This window comes from Pseudomonas gregormendelii (assembly GCF_017114825.1).
Lineage (GTDB): Bacteria > Pseudomonadota > Gammaproteobacteria > Pseudomonadales > Pseudomonadaceae > Aquipseudomonas > Aquipseudomonas gregormendelii.
This window is the reverse complement of record NZ_JADEVO010000036.1, coordinates 16,366-32,089: the sequence shown is the minus strand read 5'-3', so window position 1 is coordinate 32,089 and position 15,724 is coordinate 16,366. Positions and strand designations below refer to the sequence as shown.

Below are 15,724 nucleotides of genomic sequence, written 5' to 3'. Positions count from 1 at the left end.
CGCGGCGATGACCCTTAAAAATACCTGGTACGAAAGCGACAGCCGTTTCATTCCCGGGCATTACCAGCCGGCAACCCTGATCGACCTGGCGCTGTCCCGGGACATCGACAGCCATCGCCTGCTGCGCGGTACCGGGCTGTTCCACGACGACATCCTGGCCGGACAGACGCGCCTGAGCCCGCAGCAATTCCTGGCCCTGATCGACAACAGCCGGCGCCTGCTCGATGCCGACGACAGCAGCTTTCTGTTCGGCCAGCGCCTGCTGCCCGGGCACTACGGCCCTGCCAGCCACGCCCTGCGCCATGCACAAAATCTGCACCAGGCACTCGATACCCTGGTGCAGCAACAGGCGTTGCTCAGCCCGCTGGCCGCACCACGCCTGGTAATGGACGACAAGCACGCCTATTTCTACTGGCTGGACAGCTGCGGCGCCGCCGAGCAGTGGCGCTTCCTGCTAGAGGCGAGCATGACGTCGATCGTCGCCATGAGCCGCTCCCAGAGTGGCCAGCGCCTGCCGTGGGAGTGCAGTTTCAGCCACGCCGAGCCGCGTTACGTCGAGCAGTATTGGGTGCACCTGGGCGAAGACACGCAGTTCAAACGTCCCCTGGACCTGATGCGCATCCCCCGCGAGGACCTCGTCCGGCCCTGGCCCAACTGCTCGGCAACGGTCGGCCAGGTCGCCCGGCAGGAAGCCCAGGGGCAAATCGATCAGCTGGGTTTCACTGCAAGTTTTGTCGACTGCGTCTACCGCTACCTGCAGGCCCACGTGCGCGAGGCCCCAAGTCTTGAACAGGCCGCGCACGCCTTTGCCGTGAGCCCCGCGACACTCAAACGCAAACTGCAAAAACACCACACCGGGTTCCAGCAACAGGTGGATCTGGTGCGCAAGCACGTGGCGCTGTACCTGTATCAAATCAAAGGCTTCAGCAACGAAGAAGTGGCCGAGTACCTGAGTTTCAACGATGCGGCAAATTTCCGGCGTTCTTTCAAGCGCTGGACCGGTAGCACGCCTAAGTTGATTCGTCAGTTGTTCGGTTCCGGCATGGGCTAGCCGCGTCCGCCATGACCATCGTGAGATAGACAAAGGCATTGATCAAGATGCCGACGAAATGGATAAAGCCGATAAGCACGCTGACGAAGAAATAGATAACGAAGCTACCCACCTCGACAAAGAGCGGCACAAGGGCGACAAACACCTGGAAAAGGAATTCAAGAAAGATCTTTAGACTGCCGAAGTGCAGGCCCGCCCTATTGACCGGGCCTGCAGTTGGTTACTTGGCGGCCAACCGGGTACCGCGCGGCGTTTCAAGTTTAGCCTGTAATAACAGCCATTCGCGCTGAATGATCGAATACGGAATAAACACACTGATGCGCTCGGCGCCTTTCACTCCGGGATGGGCACTGACATCGTGTAACGTCGTGGAATAAAAGCCCATGTTGATCCCGACAATGTTGCCATCGTTGCCGATGACCGGCCCACCGGACATGCCCTTGACCAACGGTGCATCGTGGATGGCGTACAGATCGCCGCTGTTCTCATCGGTATTGATAAATGGCGCCTGATACACCTTGCCCTTGCCGGTCGCGGTGGCCATGTAGGGGCTGGAGCCCACGGCGGTGATGGCCTCGCCTACCCGTGGCGCACGCCAGGCGGGATAGCGGCCGTTGGCTTTGTGACGGATGAACACCAAGTCGCAGCCGGTACTGCAGCTGTATTGCACATTGGGGATCAGCGGAGTGTGACGCGTCGTCACGGCGTACTCCTCGTTCCATTGCACAGCCGAAGCCATATACATATAGGGAAGAGGAAAGCCTGAAAAAACGGTGAAGTATGAGTCGTTGGCGGGCCCCGAAAAATCGGGTTTCACCATGCCGTTGCATCCTGCGAGTACAGCTCCTATTAAAAAGCAGGCCATGATCTTGATCATGATGAGTCACCGACTTAATAGGGAGGACGAGACTGTTTTTTGTCGTCAATTTTTATTTTTTTAGTTGTAGTGATCCTTGCCGAAGGCTCTGCACCGGTACTTTGTTATTTATGGCCGATGTTCTTTAAACGTGAGCAAATGAATTGTGCTAATTCCAATTGCTTTTGGTTACATACACTAAGACTGATTATTGGCGCCTAAATAACGCCATATAAATATCACTTCCACGGTTTTTTCTATGACGCCGTTTTACAAAATTCACAGGGTGTTTCACAATCTGGCCTAAGCTCAAAATTGTCACGGAGACGCGAGCGCGAGTACCGATCATCCGGTCGATGATCCTCTCCTGATTTCCCGGCCCCGACTGGCTCAAGGATTGCAATGGACGCCGATAGCTGCCCCAGAACAACGGATTTCTGACGCGACGGCAATTTATCAACGAACAAGGACGCCAGCACTACGCTTGGTCAGTCACCGGGAGACGTATCGTGTCAACTCTCAATGAAATCGCAGCGAACCACGCGAAAATGGCTAAGGCAAAGGAAGCGGAGATCATCGCCCCGGGGGAGCGAGAGGCTCAGGTGGTGGGCGGGTTTGAAGTCACCACCCTTGAGGTGCAGCACATGCCGCTGCACCTGATTGCGGGCGCGCAGGATAACCAGGCCGGTCAAGCTGCCGGTTACGGAATGTGACGGATATCCGCCGCTTCTACTGAATCGACAACCCCGCGTCCACCACGAAGTTTTGTCCCGTGCAGCCGCGGCTGTCATCAGACGCCAGAAACAGCGCCATGCGTGCGCAATCGCTGGCGTCGAGGCGGAACTTGAGCATTTGCTGGTCGATGAAATTCTGACTGGCCAATTCCAGTCCCGCCGGATCGCTGGCCCACATGGCATCCTGGCGGGCAGTGCGAATCGCACCCGGCACCAGACTGTTGACACGAATGCCACTGTCACCCAGTTCCCGCGCCAGGGTGCGGGTCATACCATTGATTGCAGCCTTGGCAGTGGTATAGCAGACCATGCCGGGACGGCCCCTCATCCACGAAATCGAGCCCATGTTGATGATCACCCCGCTTGCGCGCCGGGTCATTCCCGGGGCGACCGCCTGGGCGGCGAAAAAAGCGTGGCGCAGGTTGGTTTGCATACGTTCATCCCAGTAGTCGACGTCGACGTCCTGCATGGGATGGCGATCGTCGCGGGCAGCGTTATTGATCAACACATCCACCGCCCCCCATTGCGCTTCGACTGCCGCGATGGCGGCCTGCAACGCCGGGATATCGCGCACGTTGCAGGGCAGGAACTTCACCCGGTCCTGGCCCAGCGCAGCAGCGAGTGCCTGGCCACCAGCCTGGTCCAGATCCAGGAAAGCGACGCGGGCGCCCTGCTCGTGAAACGCTTCGACAAATGCCGCGCCAATGCCTGAGGCGCCGCCACTGATCAGGATGACTTTGCCGGTCAGGGACGGGTAACGCGTTTGGGTATGCTGGCTCATGATTCAATCCTTGCAAAAATAGGGAAACTCAACCGGCAAACAAAGGCTCGGGGCAACCGGCCACATCGACCTCTACCGAAAACAGGCAACCTGACAGCGGCCAGGTCGCCAGCTCCTCGGCACTGCGGTTTTCCCGGGAACTGGTGATGTACAGCGTGCGCAGGTCCGGGCCGCCAAAAGCAACCATGGTCGGCCATCGCGTGGGGACACGAATTTCGTCGAGTTGGGTGCCATCCGGTGCCAATCGCAGGATGCGGCCGCCGTCGAACTGCGCACTCCAGTAGCACCCTTCACTGTCGAACGCGGCGCCGTCCGGACGCCCACCCGGGCCGCGCTCGAAGGTGCGAACAGTCTGCCGGGGCCCCGGCTGGCCCTGGCCATCAAGGGGGTAGCGATACAGCACATGATTGGGTGTGTCGCTGTGGTACATCCAGGCCCGATCAGGACTGAACGCCAGGCCATTGGACACCATGACGTCGTGCGCCATGACTTGCACATTCATGTGCTCATCAACGCGCATCAGGACGGCGCCATTGCGGTCCCGGGGTTGCCAGATCGTCCCGGCCCAGAAACGTCCCCAAGGATCGACTCGACCATCGTTGAAACGACTGTCTGTGGGCCCGCAGGGATTGTCGGCAAGCTTGCGGCCCAGTGTTCCGTCCTCGCCCAGCAAGTAGATGCCAGTGCGCAGGGCGACGATGAAGCCGCCTTGACGACGCAGGCCGAAACAGCCCAGGTGCTCGCCCAGCGTCAGGCTGGTCACTCCCCCGGTTTGCGGGTCCAGCCGATGCAATTGGCCGGCGAGAATATCGGCCCAATACAGCACCTGCTCCCGGACCGACCACACCGGGCATTCGCCCAGTTCACTGACTTGATCGACCACGCATTTGACGGTGTAACTCATACGATTGCTCCTGATCCATCGAACCTGATGCTCATGCGCAGGGTACGCGTCATGTCCTGCCCGGGGCCCAATAAAACGATGCCGTGGGCCTGGGGCGCAGGCAGGTTGATGGCGTTGTTCAAGTGACTGACCGGTTCGACCGCAATGAAATCCTGAGGTGCCGGTGGCGTAAAAACCACCAGGTGATCCAGCCCTTCCTGCGCGGTGATCTCGACGCCGACCCCAGCGTGCGGCCAATACACTAAAGCCTGGCGATGCCAGCCTTCGAAACAGTTGTCCAGGCCGACGTTATCGAGCGCCCGACGCCGGGCAAAGTCCCACGGTGGCGGCACCGGCAGGCGCTCCTGGGGCAACGAGTCGCTACCGTTGAGCCATACCGCCGATGCGGCAAATGACAGCTCGACCCCCTGGTGTCGGGGGAAATACGGATGCCAACCCAAACCGGCCGGCATTGGCTGCTGACTGGCATTACGCAACGTCATCGACAGGGAAACCCCCTGCTCATCAAGGCGGACATATTGATCGACCTCAAACGCAAATGGCCAATCCTCGCCGCCCTCCCCGGCAGGATCATGGGACAGACGCAGGTGGCATTCATGGCTCGTGCAATCAACCACCTGCCACTCACGCTGCCATCCCACGCCATGCAGCGGATGAGCATGCTCGCCGAAATTGCGTGGTAATTGATATTCGTGCCCGCCACACTGGAAGCGCCCTTCTGCGATGCGGTTCGAATAGGGCACCAGCGGATAGCACGCTGAGCGGCGAACGTTGGGGGTGCAATCCCACGGCCGCAACAGCGCAAAATCCCGGTGCCGCAGACCGGCCAGGGAACCGCCCAGTTGTGGCAGTACGTCGAGCTGCAGATCGCCGCTGTGCAGACCAAGAATGTTCATGGGTGGCGCCTTGTTCCAACTGTTCATCAATGCTCAGAATCCCCAACGGATACCTGCTGTCATGGCCCACGGGTCGTACCCCTTGGGCACGCTCGGGTAGCTTTCACTCAACAGCGCAAACCCCTGCCCGGAGTCGGCATTATTCTCGATGTGAGACACGTAGGTGTAGAGCTGGGTATTGGTATTAAGCGAATACAGGTAGCCCGCGTGAGTGGCCCAGGCCCGTGCGCCCTCGGCTTCGATACGGTGCGAGACGCCAAGCGTGATGTCACCGGGGCCGAAAGTGATGCGTGCGTTGACCATCTGCGCAGAGGCGAACCAGCGTACGTCGGTATCGCGTTCGGAGTAGACGTAGTTCGCGCCCCACAGCACTCCACCGAGCCGCACGGTGCCGGAGAGCACGTGGGTGTTTTGCCGGTACAACTCACCGGTCGTCAGCGAGGGAGCCGAATCGTGCTGGTTGAAGCCGTAGCCCAGCCTTGTATCACCATCGCGATAGCGCAGGTTGAAGCCGCTGGTGCGGTTCTGATCCGGACCGTTTTCAATACTGGAGTTACCGTAGGAATACCCCAGTTCGCTGGAAAACCCATGGACCTCCGGGGTTCGGTAGCGCACGGTGGTGTCATAAAAGCCGCCGGTGCCACTTTTGCCCAAGGTCGTGGTGTGTTCCAGGCTCATGATCGAGGCCATGTTGGACAGGCCATACATCGCCACGTCCGAATCAAGGAACACCCAGTAGATCGGCATGTACAGGCTGCCCATGTCGACCGAACCGAATGGCCCGGTCACCCCTGCACCATAACCACGGTTGGTGGAGATCCTGCCCTCGTTGTAGCCGGTGCGCCAGATGTTGCGCAGCACCAGGCCGCGCTCACCGAACGCCCGAATGCCATAGCCGCTGTTGCCCAGTGCGTAGTCGATCTTCAGGCCAATTCGGGACGCCTGCAGGTTGCCGTCCGAGACCATGGTATGGCCCGGGTGATCGTCGGTGAACTTGCCGCCCTGCAGCGACAGATCAAGAATCCCGTAAGGGTTGATGCTCAGGTTTCCGGCCTTGAAGACCAAAGGTGAGGCCGCATTGGCAGAATTTCCCAGGAGGGAGCAGGTCATGGCAAAAGCAGCAAAAACGTAATTTTTATTATTCAAGTTCGCTTACTCGGGTACAGGTATTGGCGATCTCAAGGCGCAGGGAGGCCCGACGCCTCCCGTGAAGGAGGCGCACAAGGCGCTGCGTACCGAGAAAGGATTCAACTCACAGAGCGAGGTCCGCCAGGGTTTCGAAGGTCGCCTGCCAGCGACTGCCGACGCGGATGAACACCGGAGGCTGACCCAGCGGCGCTGCAACCGTTACGCGCTGGCCGCCGGCATATCGCTCGCCACTCCACAGGTGCTGCCATTGATCGCCACGAGGCAGATAGGCCGTCCACTCGCGCTGACCTTCGGCGTGCACGGGCGCTACAAGCAGGTCTTTGCCGTACAGGTACTGATCCTGGATCGAATAGGTCTCGGGATCCTGCTCGTAGTGCAGGAACAGCGGACGCTGCAGCGGCAACCCGCTGGCCTCGGCTTCATCCACCAGGCTTTGCAGGTACGGACGCAGGCCGACATACAGTCGGGTCATGCGAGCGAAATGCGCGTAGGTGTCGGCGTCCTGCCAGAACTGCAGGTTCTGGTCCGGGCGATTGCCTTCATGGGTACGCATCACCGGAGTGAACGCCGCCATCTCGGCCCAGCGCTGGAACAGTTCGCCGGTGCGGCAATTGTCGTAGAGGCTGGTGTAGCCGCCGATATCACTGTGGTGATAGGCATTGCCGAGCAAACCCGAGGACAGCGCACCACAGATGACCGTCTGCAATCCGTCATGGCGGCTGAAGTCTACTGACTGGTCCCCCGCCCACAGCAATGGGCAATGACGTTGCACGCCGCTGTAGCCGGCCCGCATGAAGAACAGCGCATCGCCGGTCTTGCCCGCGTTGGCAATGGCCCGTGCGTTGACCTCGGCCCAGCGCACCGGCCAGGCGTTGTGCTCGAGCATCGGGTCGGCATCGCCGGCCAGTTTCAGGTCGATGGGCAGGTACTCGCCGAAGTCGGCCATCCAGCCGGACAAGCCCTTGTCGAGCATCTCGCGCCGCAGGATTCGCTCTTCAAACCACTGCGCCGCTGCCGGCAAGGTGAAGTCGACCACGCCACACAGGAACTCGCCGAAGTCCACCAGATAGGTGCCGCCTTCGACTCGCGTGGCCAGGTAACCGGCTTCCTGCGCTTCCTGAAACAACGGACCGTCGTTGCACAGGTACGGGTTCACGTAGCCCATGAACCGGATGTCCTGTGCTTCAAGGCTGGCCACCCAGGCGGCGTGATCGGGGTAGCGCGTGCTGTTCCACTGCCAGTCCCAGAACAGGCGTTTGCCAAAGGAGGTGATGCGCAGGCCTTCCCAGTCCTCGCACCACAAGGCGCTCACCGCGACGCCCTGGTCGAGCGCATCGTCGAGACGCGCCTGGGCATGTTCGCGGCCGTTCTTCAAGCCCAGGATCGCCCCTTTCATGACCCATTCCGGCAGGCGCGGCTGGCGACCGAAATGGCTCGATACCTGGCTGACCAGTTGCACGAAGTCATCGGCCAGGAGGAATTCGAACGCCTTGGGCACCGCCCAGAACTGCAGTTCATGGAATTGCTGGTGGCGGAAATCGAAATCGGCGTAGGCCGTGGTCACCGCATGCAGGCAGTAGCGCTGGGAGGAAATGTAGGTCGGCTGCGGATAGTTGGTGTGGTAGTAGTCGCCGCCGGCATTGGCTTCGTTGTCCGCTTGCAGGGTCAGCCAGGTCGACTTGTCCCGGCCGACTCCGGGCTCCGAGGTCCAGAGCGGAAAATTGCGCCCGCGCAGGTCGAAATACGACATCTGCTCGCCGCAACCCCAGACATGCTCATCCGCTGCTGCCGGTACCCGCAACCACAGGCGGTTGATGCCCGCGTCAACATTCTGTGGCACCAGGCGCAACACGTTGTCCTGCACTTGCAGGCTCAGGCTGAGCAGCACCGGGCCGTCGACCCAGGCGCGCAAATCCAGGCGCGCTGCGGCCTGGTCAAGCCAGGCGTGACGCAAGGCCAGCCGTTCCTGGACATAGTCACGGATGGAGAAGTTGCCGCGCTGCATGCTGATGTCCGCCTCGCCCTGGCCGACGAAGATCGCCGGGTTGCGCTCGCTGTGACAGAACAACACGCGGCCATCGACCACCAGGCGGATGTCACCCTCGGTCTGGACGAAAGCGGCAGTGGCGAGTGAAGTTGAAGACGTCATCAGGATTGCACCTCGCAGGTTGGCAGGGAGGATTTGGCATCAGGTTCGCGCTGGCGCCAGCGACGGCGAACCACGCTGATGGCCGCCAGCGCCGCGACCCACACCGTCGCCAACAACGGTACGAACCAACTGCTCGGCCCGGCCGCACTGGCCACTCCCAGCGGAGAAAAAGTCAGGTAGATCGAGACCAGTGCGGCCAGCAGCACGATGCTGAAGCTGCCCGCATGGCGCCATGGCGTCAGGTCCATGATCCGGCTCGAGGTCTGCACCACGTAAGGCTCGGCCCGGGCGTAGCGGTTGCGCAAAGCGATCAGGATCAGCATCTCGATGGCGAACATGATCCCCATCACATGGATAAAACTGACGCCCAGGCGCACATCGATTTTCAGGCCCAGCACGAAGACCGCGTAGCACAAGGCGTGCAGGCCCAGCACCAGCTTGGCCGGGAACGCGCCGCCGCGGGCATTGAAGAACCCGAACAGCATGATGGCAATGATCGGCATGTTGAAAAACCCGGTGAAGCGGCGCAGCACCGCGTAGATGCCTTCCGGCGCATACATCAGCATCGGCGCCACGACCAGCGACACCAGGGCAGCGAGGATGCTCACGCGCTTGCCGAAGCGCACCAGTGCCTGATCATCGGCCAGGGGTCGCAACGGCTTGTAGAAATCGTAGGTGAGCAAGGTCGCCGTGCCGTTGATGATCGCGTTGAAGTGACTCATCACAGTGCCGAAGATCACGGCCACAAAGAACCCCTTCATCCACCAGGGCATCAACACTGACACCAGCGCCGGATAGGCCATGTCGGAGTTCGACAGCGGCTGATCGCGGAACAGGTGCCAGGCGATGACACCCGGCATCAGCATGGCCAATGGCACGAGCAGTTTCAGGCAACCGGACAACAGCACGCCCTTCTGCCCTTCAGCGAGGTTTTTCGCCGCCATGCTCTTCTGCACGATCGCCTGGTTGGTGCACCAGTAAAACAGGTTGGCAACAATCATCCCGGTGAAAATCGCACCAAACGGCACCTTGTCCTGCGGGCCGCCGATGGCATTCAGCTTCTCGGGCGAGTCCTGCATGATCGTCTGCGCGCCGGACAGTACATCGCCCTGGCCGAGGGTCCACAGGCCAATGATCGGGATCAGGATGACCACTACCAACAGGCCGATGCCGTTGATGGTGTCCGACACCGCTACCGCGCGCAGGCCGCCCAGTACCGCGTACGCCGCGCCAATCACCCCGGTGCTGACGATCAGCAGCGAGATGGTGGCCGGATAGGACCAGCCGAGAATGCCTTGCAGGTCGAAAATCTGGTTGAAGGTGATTGCCCCCAGGTACAGCGACGCGGGGTTCAAGACCAGCGTGTAGGTGGCCACCATCAGCGCGCTGACCACGCGACGGGTGGTGACGTCGTAGCGCTTTTCAATGAACTCCGGCAGCGTCGAAAAGCCCCCACGCATGTAGCGCGGCAAAAAGAACAACGCCAGGGCGATGGTCGAGACGGCCGCAGTGGCCTCCCACGCCATGGAGCTCAGGTTGTGGGCATAGGAGTCACCGTTGAGGCCGATCAACTGGTCGATGGACAGGTTGGTGAGCATCATCGAGCCGGCGATAAACCAACCGTTGAGCCCACCGCTGGCCATGAAGTAGCCGTGGGCACCGACATCCTTGGCCTTGCGCGTGAAGGACCAGGAAATGGCGGCCACCAGGCCGGTAAAGAACAGCATGCTAAGGAAGGTGAACAGGGACGTATTCATTTTTTATAGTTGTTCTCCAACACGGGTTGGGTAGACGCTCGGATAAAATCGCAGCGCTGCTAAATGGTACGCGCCGAGCATAAACCAAGCAAAATCGTAGCGCTACGATTTTTCCTTCGTTTTACGCGCATTTTTGTTCGCATTCGAATTTTGCCGAGCTGGCATGCTCGTGATTGACTTGAAAGCGCCCTGCTTTCATTCTCTTGGACTTTTGCACCCGAGGAAACAGATGAGCGACTTACCGGCAACCATCGCCAACGGCAATCCGGGCCGTCGCAAAGGCAATCGCGTAACCATGGACGAAGTCGCCGAGCGGGCTAACGTCTCGCCCAGTACCGTTTCACTGTTCCTGCGCGATCCTGACGCTGTCTCCAGCAAGCGTGCCGAGCGTATCCGCGAAGCCATCGCCGAGACCGGCTACACCATCAATCGCCTGGCGGGCGCCCTGGCCGCTTCCCACAGCCGCACCGTAGCGGTCATAGTGCCTTCGATGATCAACGCGTTTTTCTCGGAGACCCTGCAAGCCATGCAGGACGTGTTCGAAGCGCGGGGCTATCAGCTGCTGATCAGCAACAGCAACTACGACCCCGACCGAGAACTGGAGCTGCTGCGAGCACATTTATCCTGGTCCCCTGCGGCATTGGTGCTCACCGGTAACCAGCATCAAGCCGCCCGGTCGCTACTCGAAGCCACCGGCATCCCGGTGGCGCAAATGTGGGAACTGGGTGACGAGCCGTTTCATCTGCAGGTCGGGTTCTTCCACGAGGATGTCGGCGCGGCGCTCGCCGAGCACCTGTACCAATCCGGCGTGCGCCGCTTCACCTATGTCGGCTCGCGCATGCACCTTGACCATCGCGCACAAAAACGTGCCGAGGGCTTTCGTGCCTGGCTGGAAAAAAAGGGTTGCACGGCGACGATCATCGCCCTGGAGGAGAGTACTTCCGAGGTGGTGTTGACCCAGGTGTTCGACCAGCTGGCCAAGACTGCAGATCAGCCGCAGGGCTTGTGCTGCTCCAACGATGTGCTGGCGATTGGCGCGCTGTTCGAAGCCCGTCGTCGCGGCATCGATGTGCCCGGCCAGCTGGCGATTGCCGGTTTCGGCGACCTGCCCCTGAGCAAGCTCAGCGCGCCGCGCCTGACCACCGTGCGCCCGTACCCGCTGGAGATCGGTCGTACGGTCGCCACTCGCCTGCTGCAGTGGATCGAAACCGGCACCCTGCCCGCCGAGCCGGAAACCGTGGACCTGGGGTTCGAACTGATCGTGCGCGAGAGCACCTGCGCAGTGCCAGATTGATGCAGGCGGCACACAGCCGCCCGCATCGCTTGCAGCCTGGCGCTGTCAGCGATTGACGCCACCCAGGCACACGTATTTGATTTCCAGGTAGTCCTCGATGCCGTAGCGCGATCCTTCGCGGCCCAGGCCGGACTGTTTGACCCCACCGAACGGCGCCATCTCATTGGCGATGGCCGCCGTGTTGACGCCGACCATGCCGTACTCCAGCTCTTCACTGACGCGCATCACCCGCCCGATGTCGCGGGTGTAGAAGTAGCTGGCCAAGCCAAACTCGGTGTCGTTGGCCCGCTCGATGACCTCTTCTTCGGTGCTGAAGCGGAACAACGGCGCCAACGGCCCAAATGTCTCTTCCTGGGCGACCTTCATGGCAGCGGTAACACCGGTCAGTACGGTGGGTTCGAAGAAGCTGCCACCCAACGCCGCACGCTGCCCGCCGGTGACCAACCGGGCGCCTTTTTCCAAGGCATCGCCGATGTGCTCTTCGACCTTGCGCACGGCCGCCTCGTCGATCATTGGTCCTTGGGTGACGCCTTGCTCCATGCCATTGCCCAATACCAGTTTTTGCGCGGCGGCGGCGAGCTTTTCGGCGAATTGATCGTAGACGCTGTCCTGTACGTAGATTCGGTTGGCGCACACGCAGGTCTGCCCGGCATTACGGAACTTGGACAGCATTGCGCCCTCGACGGCCTCGTCCAGATCGGCATCATCGAACACAATGAACGGCGCATTGCCACCCAACTCCATGGAGACTTTCTTCACCGTGTCGGCGCATTGCCCGATCAACAGGCGACCCACCGGAGTCGAACCGGTAAAGCTGAATTTGCGCACCAGTGGATGCCGCGTCAGCACGCCGCCAATCTGAGTCGCGCTACCGGTCACGACGCTGAATACCCCGGCCGGTATACCCGCACGCTCCGCCAGCGCCGCGAGCGCCAGGGCCGACAACGGCGTCTGGCTGGCCGGGCGCAGAACCATGGCACAACCGGCGGCCAGCGCCGGCGCGACCTTGCGAGTGATCATCGCGTGGGGGAAATTCCACGGCGTGATGGCCGCCGTCACGCCGATAGGTTCCTTGGTGACCAGAATGCGCTTGTCCGCCGACGGCTGCGGGACGGTGTCGCCGTAGACCCGCTTGGCTTCCTCGGCGAACCACTGCACGAACGAAGTGCCGTTGGCCAGTTCGCCGCGGGCTTCGGCCAATGGCTTGCCCTGCTCGGCAGTGAGGATCAGCGCGAGGTCATCGAGGTTGTCCTGCATCAGGCTGTACCAGGCCTGCAGCAACTCGGAGCGCTCCTTGGCGGTCTTGCGCTTCCACTGCTTGAATGCCTTGTGTGCAGCAATCACGGCCCGCTCGGCTTCGGCCTCACCCATTTGCGGCACCCTGGCGATCAACTCGCCAGTGGCCGGGTTGGTGACATCGAAAGTCGCACCGCTGTCGGCACCGACCCATTGCCCGTCGATATAAGCCAACTGTTTGAACAGCGAAGAATCCTTGAGGTTGAGCATGAGGTTCGAACTCCTGTGCAGATCGGAAAAAGTCGGATCAATGAATAGGTGGCTCGGGTACGACTTCCCCCGCTTGCAGGAAATCGAAGTCGCAGCCTTCGTTGGCCTGGGTCACGTGCTGCTGATACAGCGCCGCGAAAGAGCGGCCGTACTGGCGATGAACCGGCACGTGCGCAGCACGCCGGCGAGCCAGCTCTTCGTCGCTGACGCGCATGTTCAGGGTGCCGGCGTCGATATCCAGGTCGATAATGTCGCCGCTGCGCACCAGGCACAGCGGCCCACCCACGGCCGCTTCCGGCGCGACGTGCAGCACACAGCTGCCGTAGTGAGTGCCGCTCATGCGTGAGTCGGAAATGCGCAGCATGTCGCGCACCCCGGCTTCCAGCAGCTTTTTCGGGATTGGCAGATTGCCCCACTCGGGCATGCCTGGCGCGCCGACGGGCCCGGCATTGCGCAGCACCAGCACGGTGTCTGCGGTGATTTGCAGCCCCGGGTCGTCGATCATTCGGCTCAGGGTTTCATGGTCGTCGAACACCAGCGCCGGCCCGGAATGCTTGCGCAATGCAGGGCTGGCGGCAGAAGACTTCATCACCGCGCCATCGGGGCACAGGTTGCCGCGCAGCAGCGCCAGCGTGGCGCCTTGGTCAAGGCCCACCACCGGGTTATCGAGGCTGCGGATAATATCGTTGTCGTAGCACTTGGCATCGGCCAGCAACGCGTCCCACGTTTGCCCGGTGGCCCCGGCGCAATCGAGCGCCAGGAACGGCGTGATCTCGCGCATCAGTGCCCGCAGGCCGCCGGCGAAGTGGTAGTCCTCCATCAGTGCATTGCCGGACGGGAACAGATTCAGCAGCACGGGGATTTTGGCCGCAGTCTCGGCTAATTGCTCCAGCGTCAGGTCGATCCCGGCACGACGGGCGATGGCAATCAGGTGAATGGCCGCATTGGTCGAGCCACCCATGGCCATGTAAACCGCCACGCCATTGGCGAAGTGCGCAGGGGTCAGCCAGGTGGAAGGCCGACGGTCGCGCCAGATCAAATCGACAATGGTCTCGCCACACTGCGAAGCCATGCGCGGATGCCCCGCATCAGCCGCCGGAATGCTCGACGCGCCCGGCAGGGTGAAGCCGATGGCATCGGCGATGCTGGTCATGGTCGACGCGGTGCCCACGGTGTTGCAGGTGCCGATCGAGCGGGTCATGGCGCCTTCCAGTTCTTCCCAGGCCACCGTATCGATCAGCCCCAGGCGCCGCTCATCCCAGAACTTCTTCGTATGGGTACCCGCGCCGGTCTTCACTCCACGCCATTGGCCGTTTGACATCGGCCCGGCAGGGCAATAGAGAATCGGCAGGTCCATGCTCAGGGCACCCATCAACAAGCCGGGCGTGGACTTGTCACAGCCGCCGAGCAACACCGCACCATCGATGGGCAGGGAGCGCAGCAGCTCTTCGGTTTCCATGGCCAACAGGTTGCGATACAACATGGTGGTCGGCTTGACCATCACCTCGCCCACCGACTGCACCGGCAGTTCCACCGGAAATCCGCCTGCTGCCCAAACGCCGCGCTTGACCGCTTCGGCACGTTCGCGCAGGTGCGAATGACAGGGTGACAACTCGCTCCAGGTGTTGAGGATGGCGACCACCGGCTTGCCCATGAACTCCTCGCGTCGCAACCCGATCTGCTGCATGCGCTGGCGATGGGCAAAGGCGCGGATGGTGTCCGGAGCGAACCAGCGCTGGCTGCGTAGCTCTTCCAGTTTTTTGTGTTTATCTGACATGAAATGGCTTCCGCTTGACTCTAAAAGGCCGTCTCCCAAATGGGTCTCGACGGTGTCGGTGATTGTTTAAAAGTGGATGGACAGCAACGGCCGCATGAGCAGGCTCACCCCTGCCAGCAGCAACAGGACGAAGACGCCGATGCGCAGCGTTCGTGCCTTGATCGCGGGTGGCCGGCGGCGCATGTACCAGGTCAGGGCGAACACCACGGGCGCCGCTTCCAGAGCCAGGTAACCCGCACTCACCTCAAGACGCCCGGCGTAAGACTGCAGGCCCAATCGCAACAAGGCGTTCAGCGCAAACACCACGATCAGGGTGTCGCGCACCACCTGCGCCGCCAGTGGCTGGCGATACAGTTGATAGACCAGGGGCGGACCGGCGCTGGAGAACAACCCGCCCATGACCCCGGACAACCCGGCGAACCCGCTGAAACTGAGCCATCCGGAAAGTCGCTCGAGGTGGCGCGACTGAACCACCAGCAGGAAGCTGCACAGCACGATGGTCAACCCCAGCACCAACTGCAGCAGATCCCGCTCATGCGCCCCCAACAAGCCCAGCAATTCAACCCCTGCAACCACGCCGAGCAGGCTGCACCCGAGGATTAGCGCCAGCAGCTTCGGCGCCAGGGCCGGGCGACGGCGCAGCAACACAAAGGCGTTGATCAACGTCAGGATCGAGCTGACATTGGCGACGGTTTCTACCGGCGCCAGCTGCAACAATCCGGTCAGCCCCAACAGCAACAGGCCGAAGGCAAAACCCGTGGTGTTCTGCGCAAACGTGGCCAGCGCCACACAGAGCAGAAACCCCACATGTGACCAGACGCTCATCATTTACAGGCTGTCTCGAACAGGCCAGGGGGCCGACAGGTCGGG

At 61.4% G+C, this 15,724-nt stretch carries 13 protein-coding genes; 3 read left to right on the top strand and 10 right to left on the bottom strand.

What is annotated here, in order from left to right:
- Positions 1-7 precede the first annotated feature (7 nt).
- Positions 8-1,051: an AraC family transcriptional regulator gene (locus IMW75_RS21540; RefSeq protein WP_205893703.1), complete on the top strand. Its 1,044-nt coding sequence runs from the start codon at positions 8-10 to the stop codon at positions 1,049-1,051.
- A 220-nt stretch (positions 1,052-1,271) separates the two neighbouring features.
- Here the strand turns inward: IMW75_RS21540 and IMW75_RS21535 are convergent, their stop codons facing one another.
- Positions 1,272-1,871: a trypsin-like peptidase domain-containing protein gene (locus IMW75_RS21535; protein WP_045060495.1), complete on the bottom strand. Its 600-nt coding sequence runs from the start codon at positions 1,869-1,871 to the stop codon at positions 1,272-1,274.
- A gap of 545 nt (positions 1,872-2,416) precedes the next feature.
- On the opposite strand from IMW75_RS21535, the gene IMW75_RS21530 reads away from it, so the two are divergent.
- Positions 2,417-2,620, top strand: a complete 204-nt coding sequence (locus tag IMW75_RS21530; protein ID WP_205893702.1) for a hypothetical protein — start codon at positions 2,417-2,419, stop codon at positions 2,618-2,620.
- 16 nt (positions 2,621-2,636) lie between these two features.
- Here IMW75_RS21530 and IMW75_RS21525 read toward each other — a convergent pair whose 3' ends face one another.
- The 6 genes from IMW75_RS21525 to IMW75_RS21500 all read right to left on the bottom strand — a co-directional run bounded on the left by IMW75_RS21525 (position 2,637) and on the right by IMW75_RS21500 (position 10,277).
- Positions 2,637-3,422: a sulfoquinovose 1-dehydrogenase gene (locus IMW75_RS21525; protein ID WP_205893701.1), complete on the bottom strand. Its 786-nt coding sequence runs from the start codon at positions 3,420-3,422 to the stop codon at positions 2,637-2,639.
- Between the two features lie 28 nt (positions 3,423-3,450).
- Positions 3,451-4,326 (bottom strand): 6-deoxy-6-sulfogluconolactonase, encoded by an 876-nt coding sequence (locus IMW75_RS21520; RefSeq protein WP_045060492.1) that lies wholly within the window; start codon positions 4,324-4,326, stop codon positions 3,451-3,453.
- Positions 4,323-5,222 carry an aldose 1-epimerase gene (locus IMW75_RS21515; protein ID WP_205893700.1) on the bottom strand — a complete coding sequence of 300 codons (900 nt, stop codon included), beginning with the start codon at positions 5,220-5,222 and terminating at the stop codon, positions 4,323-4,325. Before IMW75_RS21515 ends, IMW75_RS21520 begins: the two co-directional genes overlap by 4 nt.
- A 33-nt stretch (positions 5,223-5,255) precedes the next feature.
- Positions 5,256-6,332, bottom strand: coding sequence for a porin (locus IMW75_RS21510; protein ID WP_045060490.1), 1,077 nt, complete (start codon positions 6,330-6,332; stop codon positions 5,256-5,258).
- Between the two features lie 142 nt (positions 6,333-6,474).
- Positions 6,475-8,520, bottom strand: a complete 2,046-nt coding sequence (locus IMW75_RS21505) for an alpha-glucosidase (RefSeq protein WP_205893699.1) — start codon at positions 8,518-8,520, stop codon at positions 6,475-6,477.
- The gene (locus IMW75_RS21500; RefSeq protein WP_205893698.1) at positions 8,520-10,277 is read right to left on the bottom strand and encodes a solute:sodium symporter family transporter; all 1,758 of its coding nucleotides are present in this window, start codon (positions 10,275-10,277) and stop codon (positions 8,520-8,522) included. Before IMW75_RS21500 ends, IMW75_RS21505 begins: the two co-directional genes overlap by 1 nt.
- Before the next feature lie 229 nt (positions 10,278-10,506).
- On the opposite strand from IMW75_RS21500, the gene IMW75_RS21495 reads away from it, so the two are divergent.
- The gene (locus IMW75_RS21495) at positions 10,507-11,571 is read left to right on the top strand and encodes a LacI family DNA-binding transcriptional regulator (protein WP_045060487.1); all 1,065 of its coding nucleotides are present in this window, start codon (positions 10,507-10,509) and stop codon (positions 11,569-11,571) included.
- A gap of 45 nt (positions 11,572-11,616) precedes the next feature.
- Here IMW75_RS21495 and IMW75_RS21490 read toward each other — a convergent pair whose 3' ends face one another.
- From IMW75_RS21490 to IMW75_RS21480, 3 genes are all read right to left on the bottom strand, one after another.
- Positions 11,617-13,077 (bottom strand): 3-sulfolactaldehyde dehydrogenase, encoded by a 1,461-nt coding sequence (locus IMW75_RS21490; protein ID WP_205893697.1) that lies wholly within the window; start codon positions 13,075-13,077, stop codon positions 11,617-11,619.
- A 37-nt stretch (positions 13,078-13,114) separates the two neighbouring features.
- Positions 13,115-14,854, bottom strand: coding sequence for a 6-deoxy-6-sulfo-D-gluconate dehydratase (locus IMW75_RS21485; protein WP_045060485.1), 1,740 nt, complete (start codon positions 14,852-14,854; stop codon positions 13,115-13,117).
- A 66-nt stretch (positions 14,855-14,920) separates the two neighbouring features.
- Complete coding sequence (locus IMW75_RS21480) at positions 14,921-15,679, bottom strand: TSUP family transporter (protein WP_205893696.1); 759 nt, start codon at positions 15,677-15,679, stop codon at positions 14,921-14,923.
- Between the last annotated feature and the right edge of the window lie 45 nt (positions 15,680-15,724).

Excerpts from the sequence above, each read along its gene's own strand:
- IMW75_RS21510 (WP_045060490.1), bottom strand. The coding sequence starts at position 6,332 with ATGACCTGCTCCCTCCTGGGAAATTCTGCCAATGCGGCCTCACCTTTG.
- IMW75_RS21495 (WP_045060487.1), top strand. The coding sequence starts at position 10,507 with ATGAGCGACTTACCGGCAACCATCGCCAACGGCAATCCGGGCCGTCGC.
- IMW75_RS21540 (WP_205893703.1), top strand. The coding sequence starts at position 8 with ATGACCCTTAAAAATACCTGGTACGAAAGCGACAGCCGTTTCATTCCC.
- IMW75_RS21515 (WP_205893700.1), bottom strand. The coding sequence starts at position 5,222 with ATGAACATTCTTGGTCTGCACAGCGGCGATCTGCAGCTCGACGTACTG.
- IMW75_RS21505 (WP_205893699.1), bottom strand. The coding sequence starts at position 8,520 with ATGACGTCTTCAACTTCACTCGCCACTGCCGCTTTCGTCCAGACCGAG.
- IMW75_RS21485 (WP_045060485.1), bottom strand. The coding sequence starts at position 14,854 with ATGTCAGATAAACACAAAAAACTGGAAGAGCTACGCAGCCAGCGCTGG.
- IMW75_RS21480 (WP_205893696.1), bottom strand. The coding sequence starts at position 15,679 with ATGAGCGTCTGGTCACATGTGGGGTTTCTGCTCTGTGTGGCGCTGGCC.
- IMW75_RS21520 (WP_045060492.1), bottom strand. The coding sequence starts at position 4,326 with ATGAGTTACACCGTCAAATGCGTGGTCGATCAAGTCAGTGAACTGGGC.
- IMW75_RS21500 (WP_205893698.1), bottom strand. The coding sequence starts at position 10,277 with ATGAATACGTCCCTGTTCACCTTCCTTAGCATGCTGTTCTTTACCGGC.
- IMW75_RS21535 (WP_045060495.1), bottom strand. The coding sequence starts at position 1,871 with ATGGTGAAACCCGATTTTTCGGGGCCCGCCAACGACTCATACTTCACC.
- IMW75_RS21525 (WP_205893701.1), bottom strand. The coding sequence starts at position 3,422 with ATGAGCCAGCATACCCAAACGCGTTACCCGTCCCTGACCGGCAAAGTC.
- IMW75_RS21490 (WP_205893697.1), bottom strand. The coding sequence starts at position 13,077 with ATGCTCAACCTCAAGGATTCTTCGCTGTTCAAACAGTTGGCTTATATC.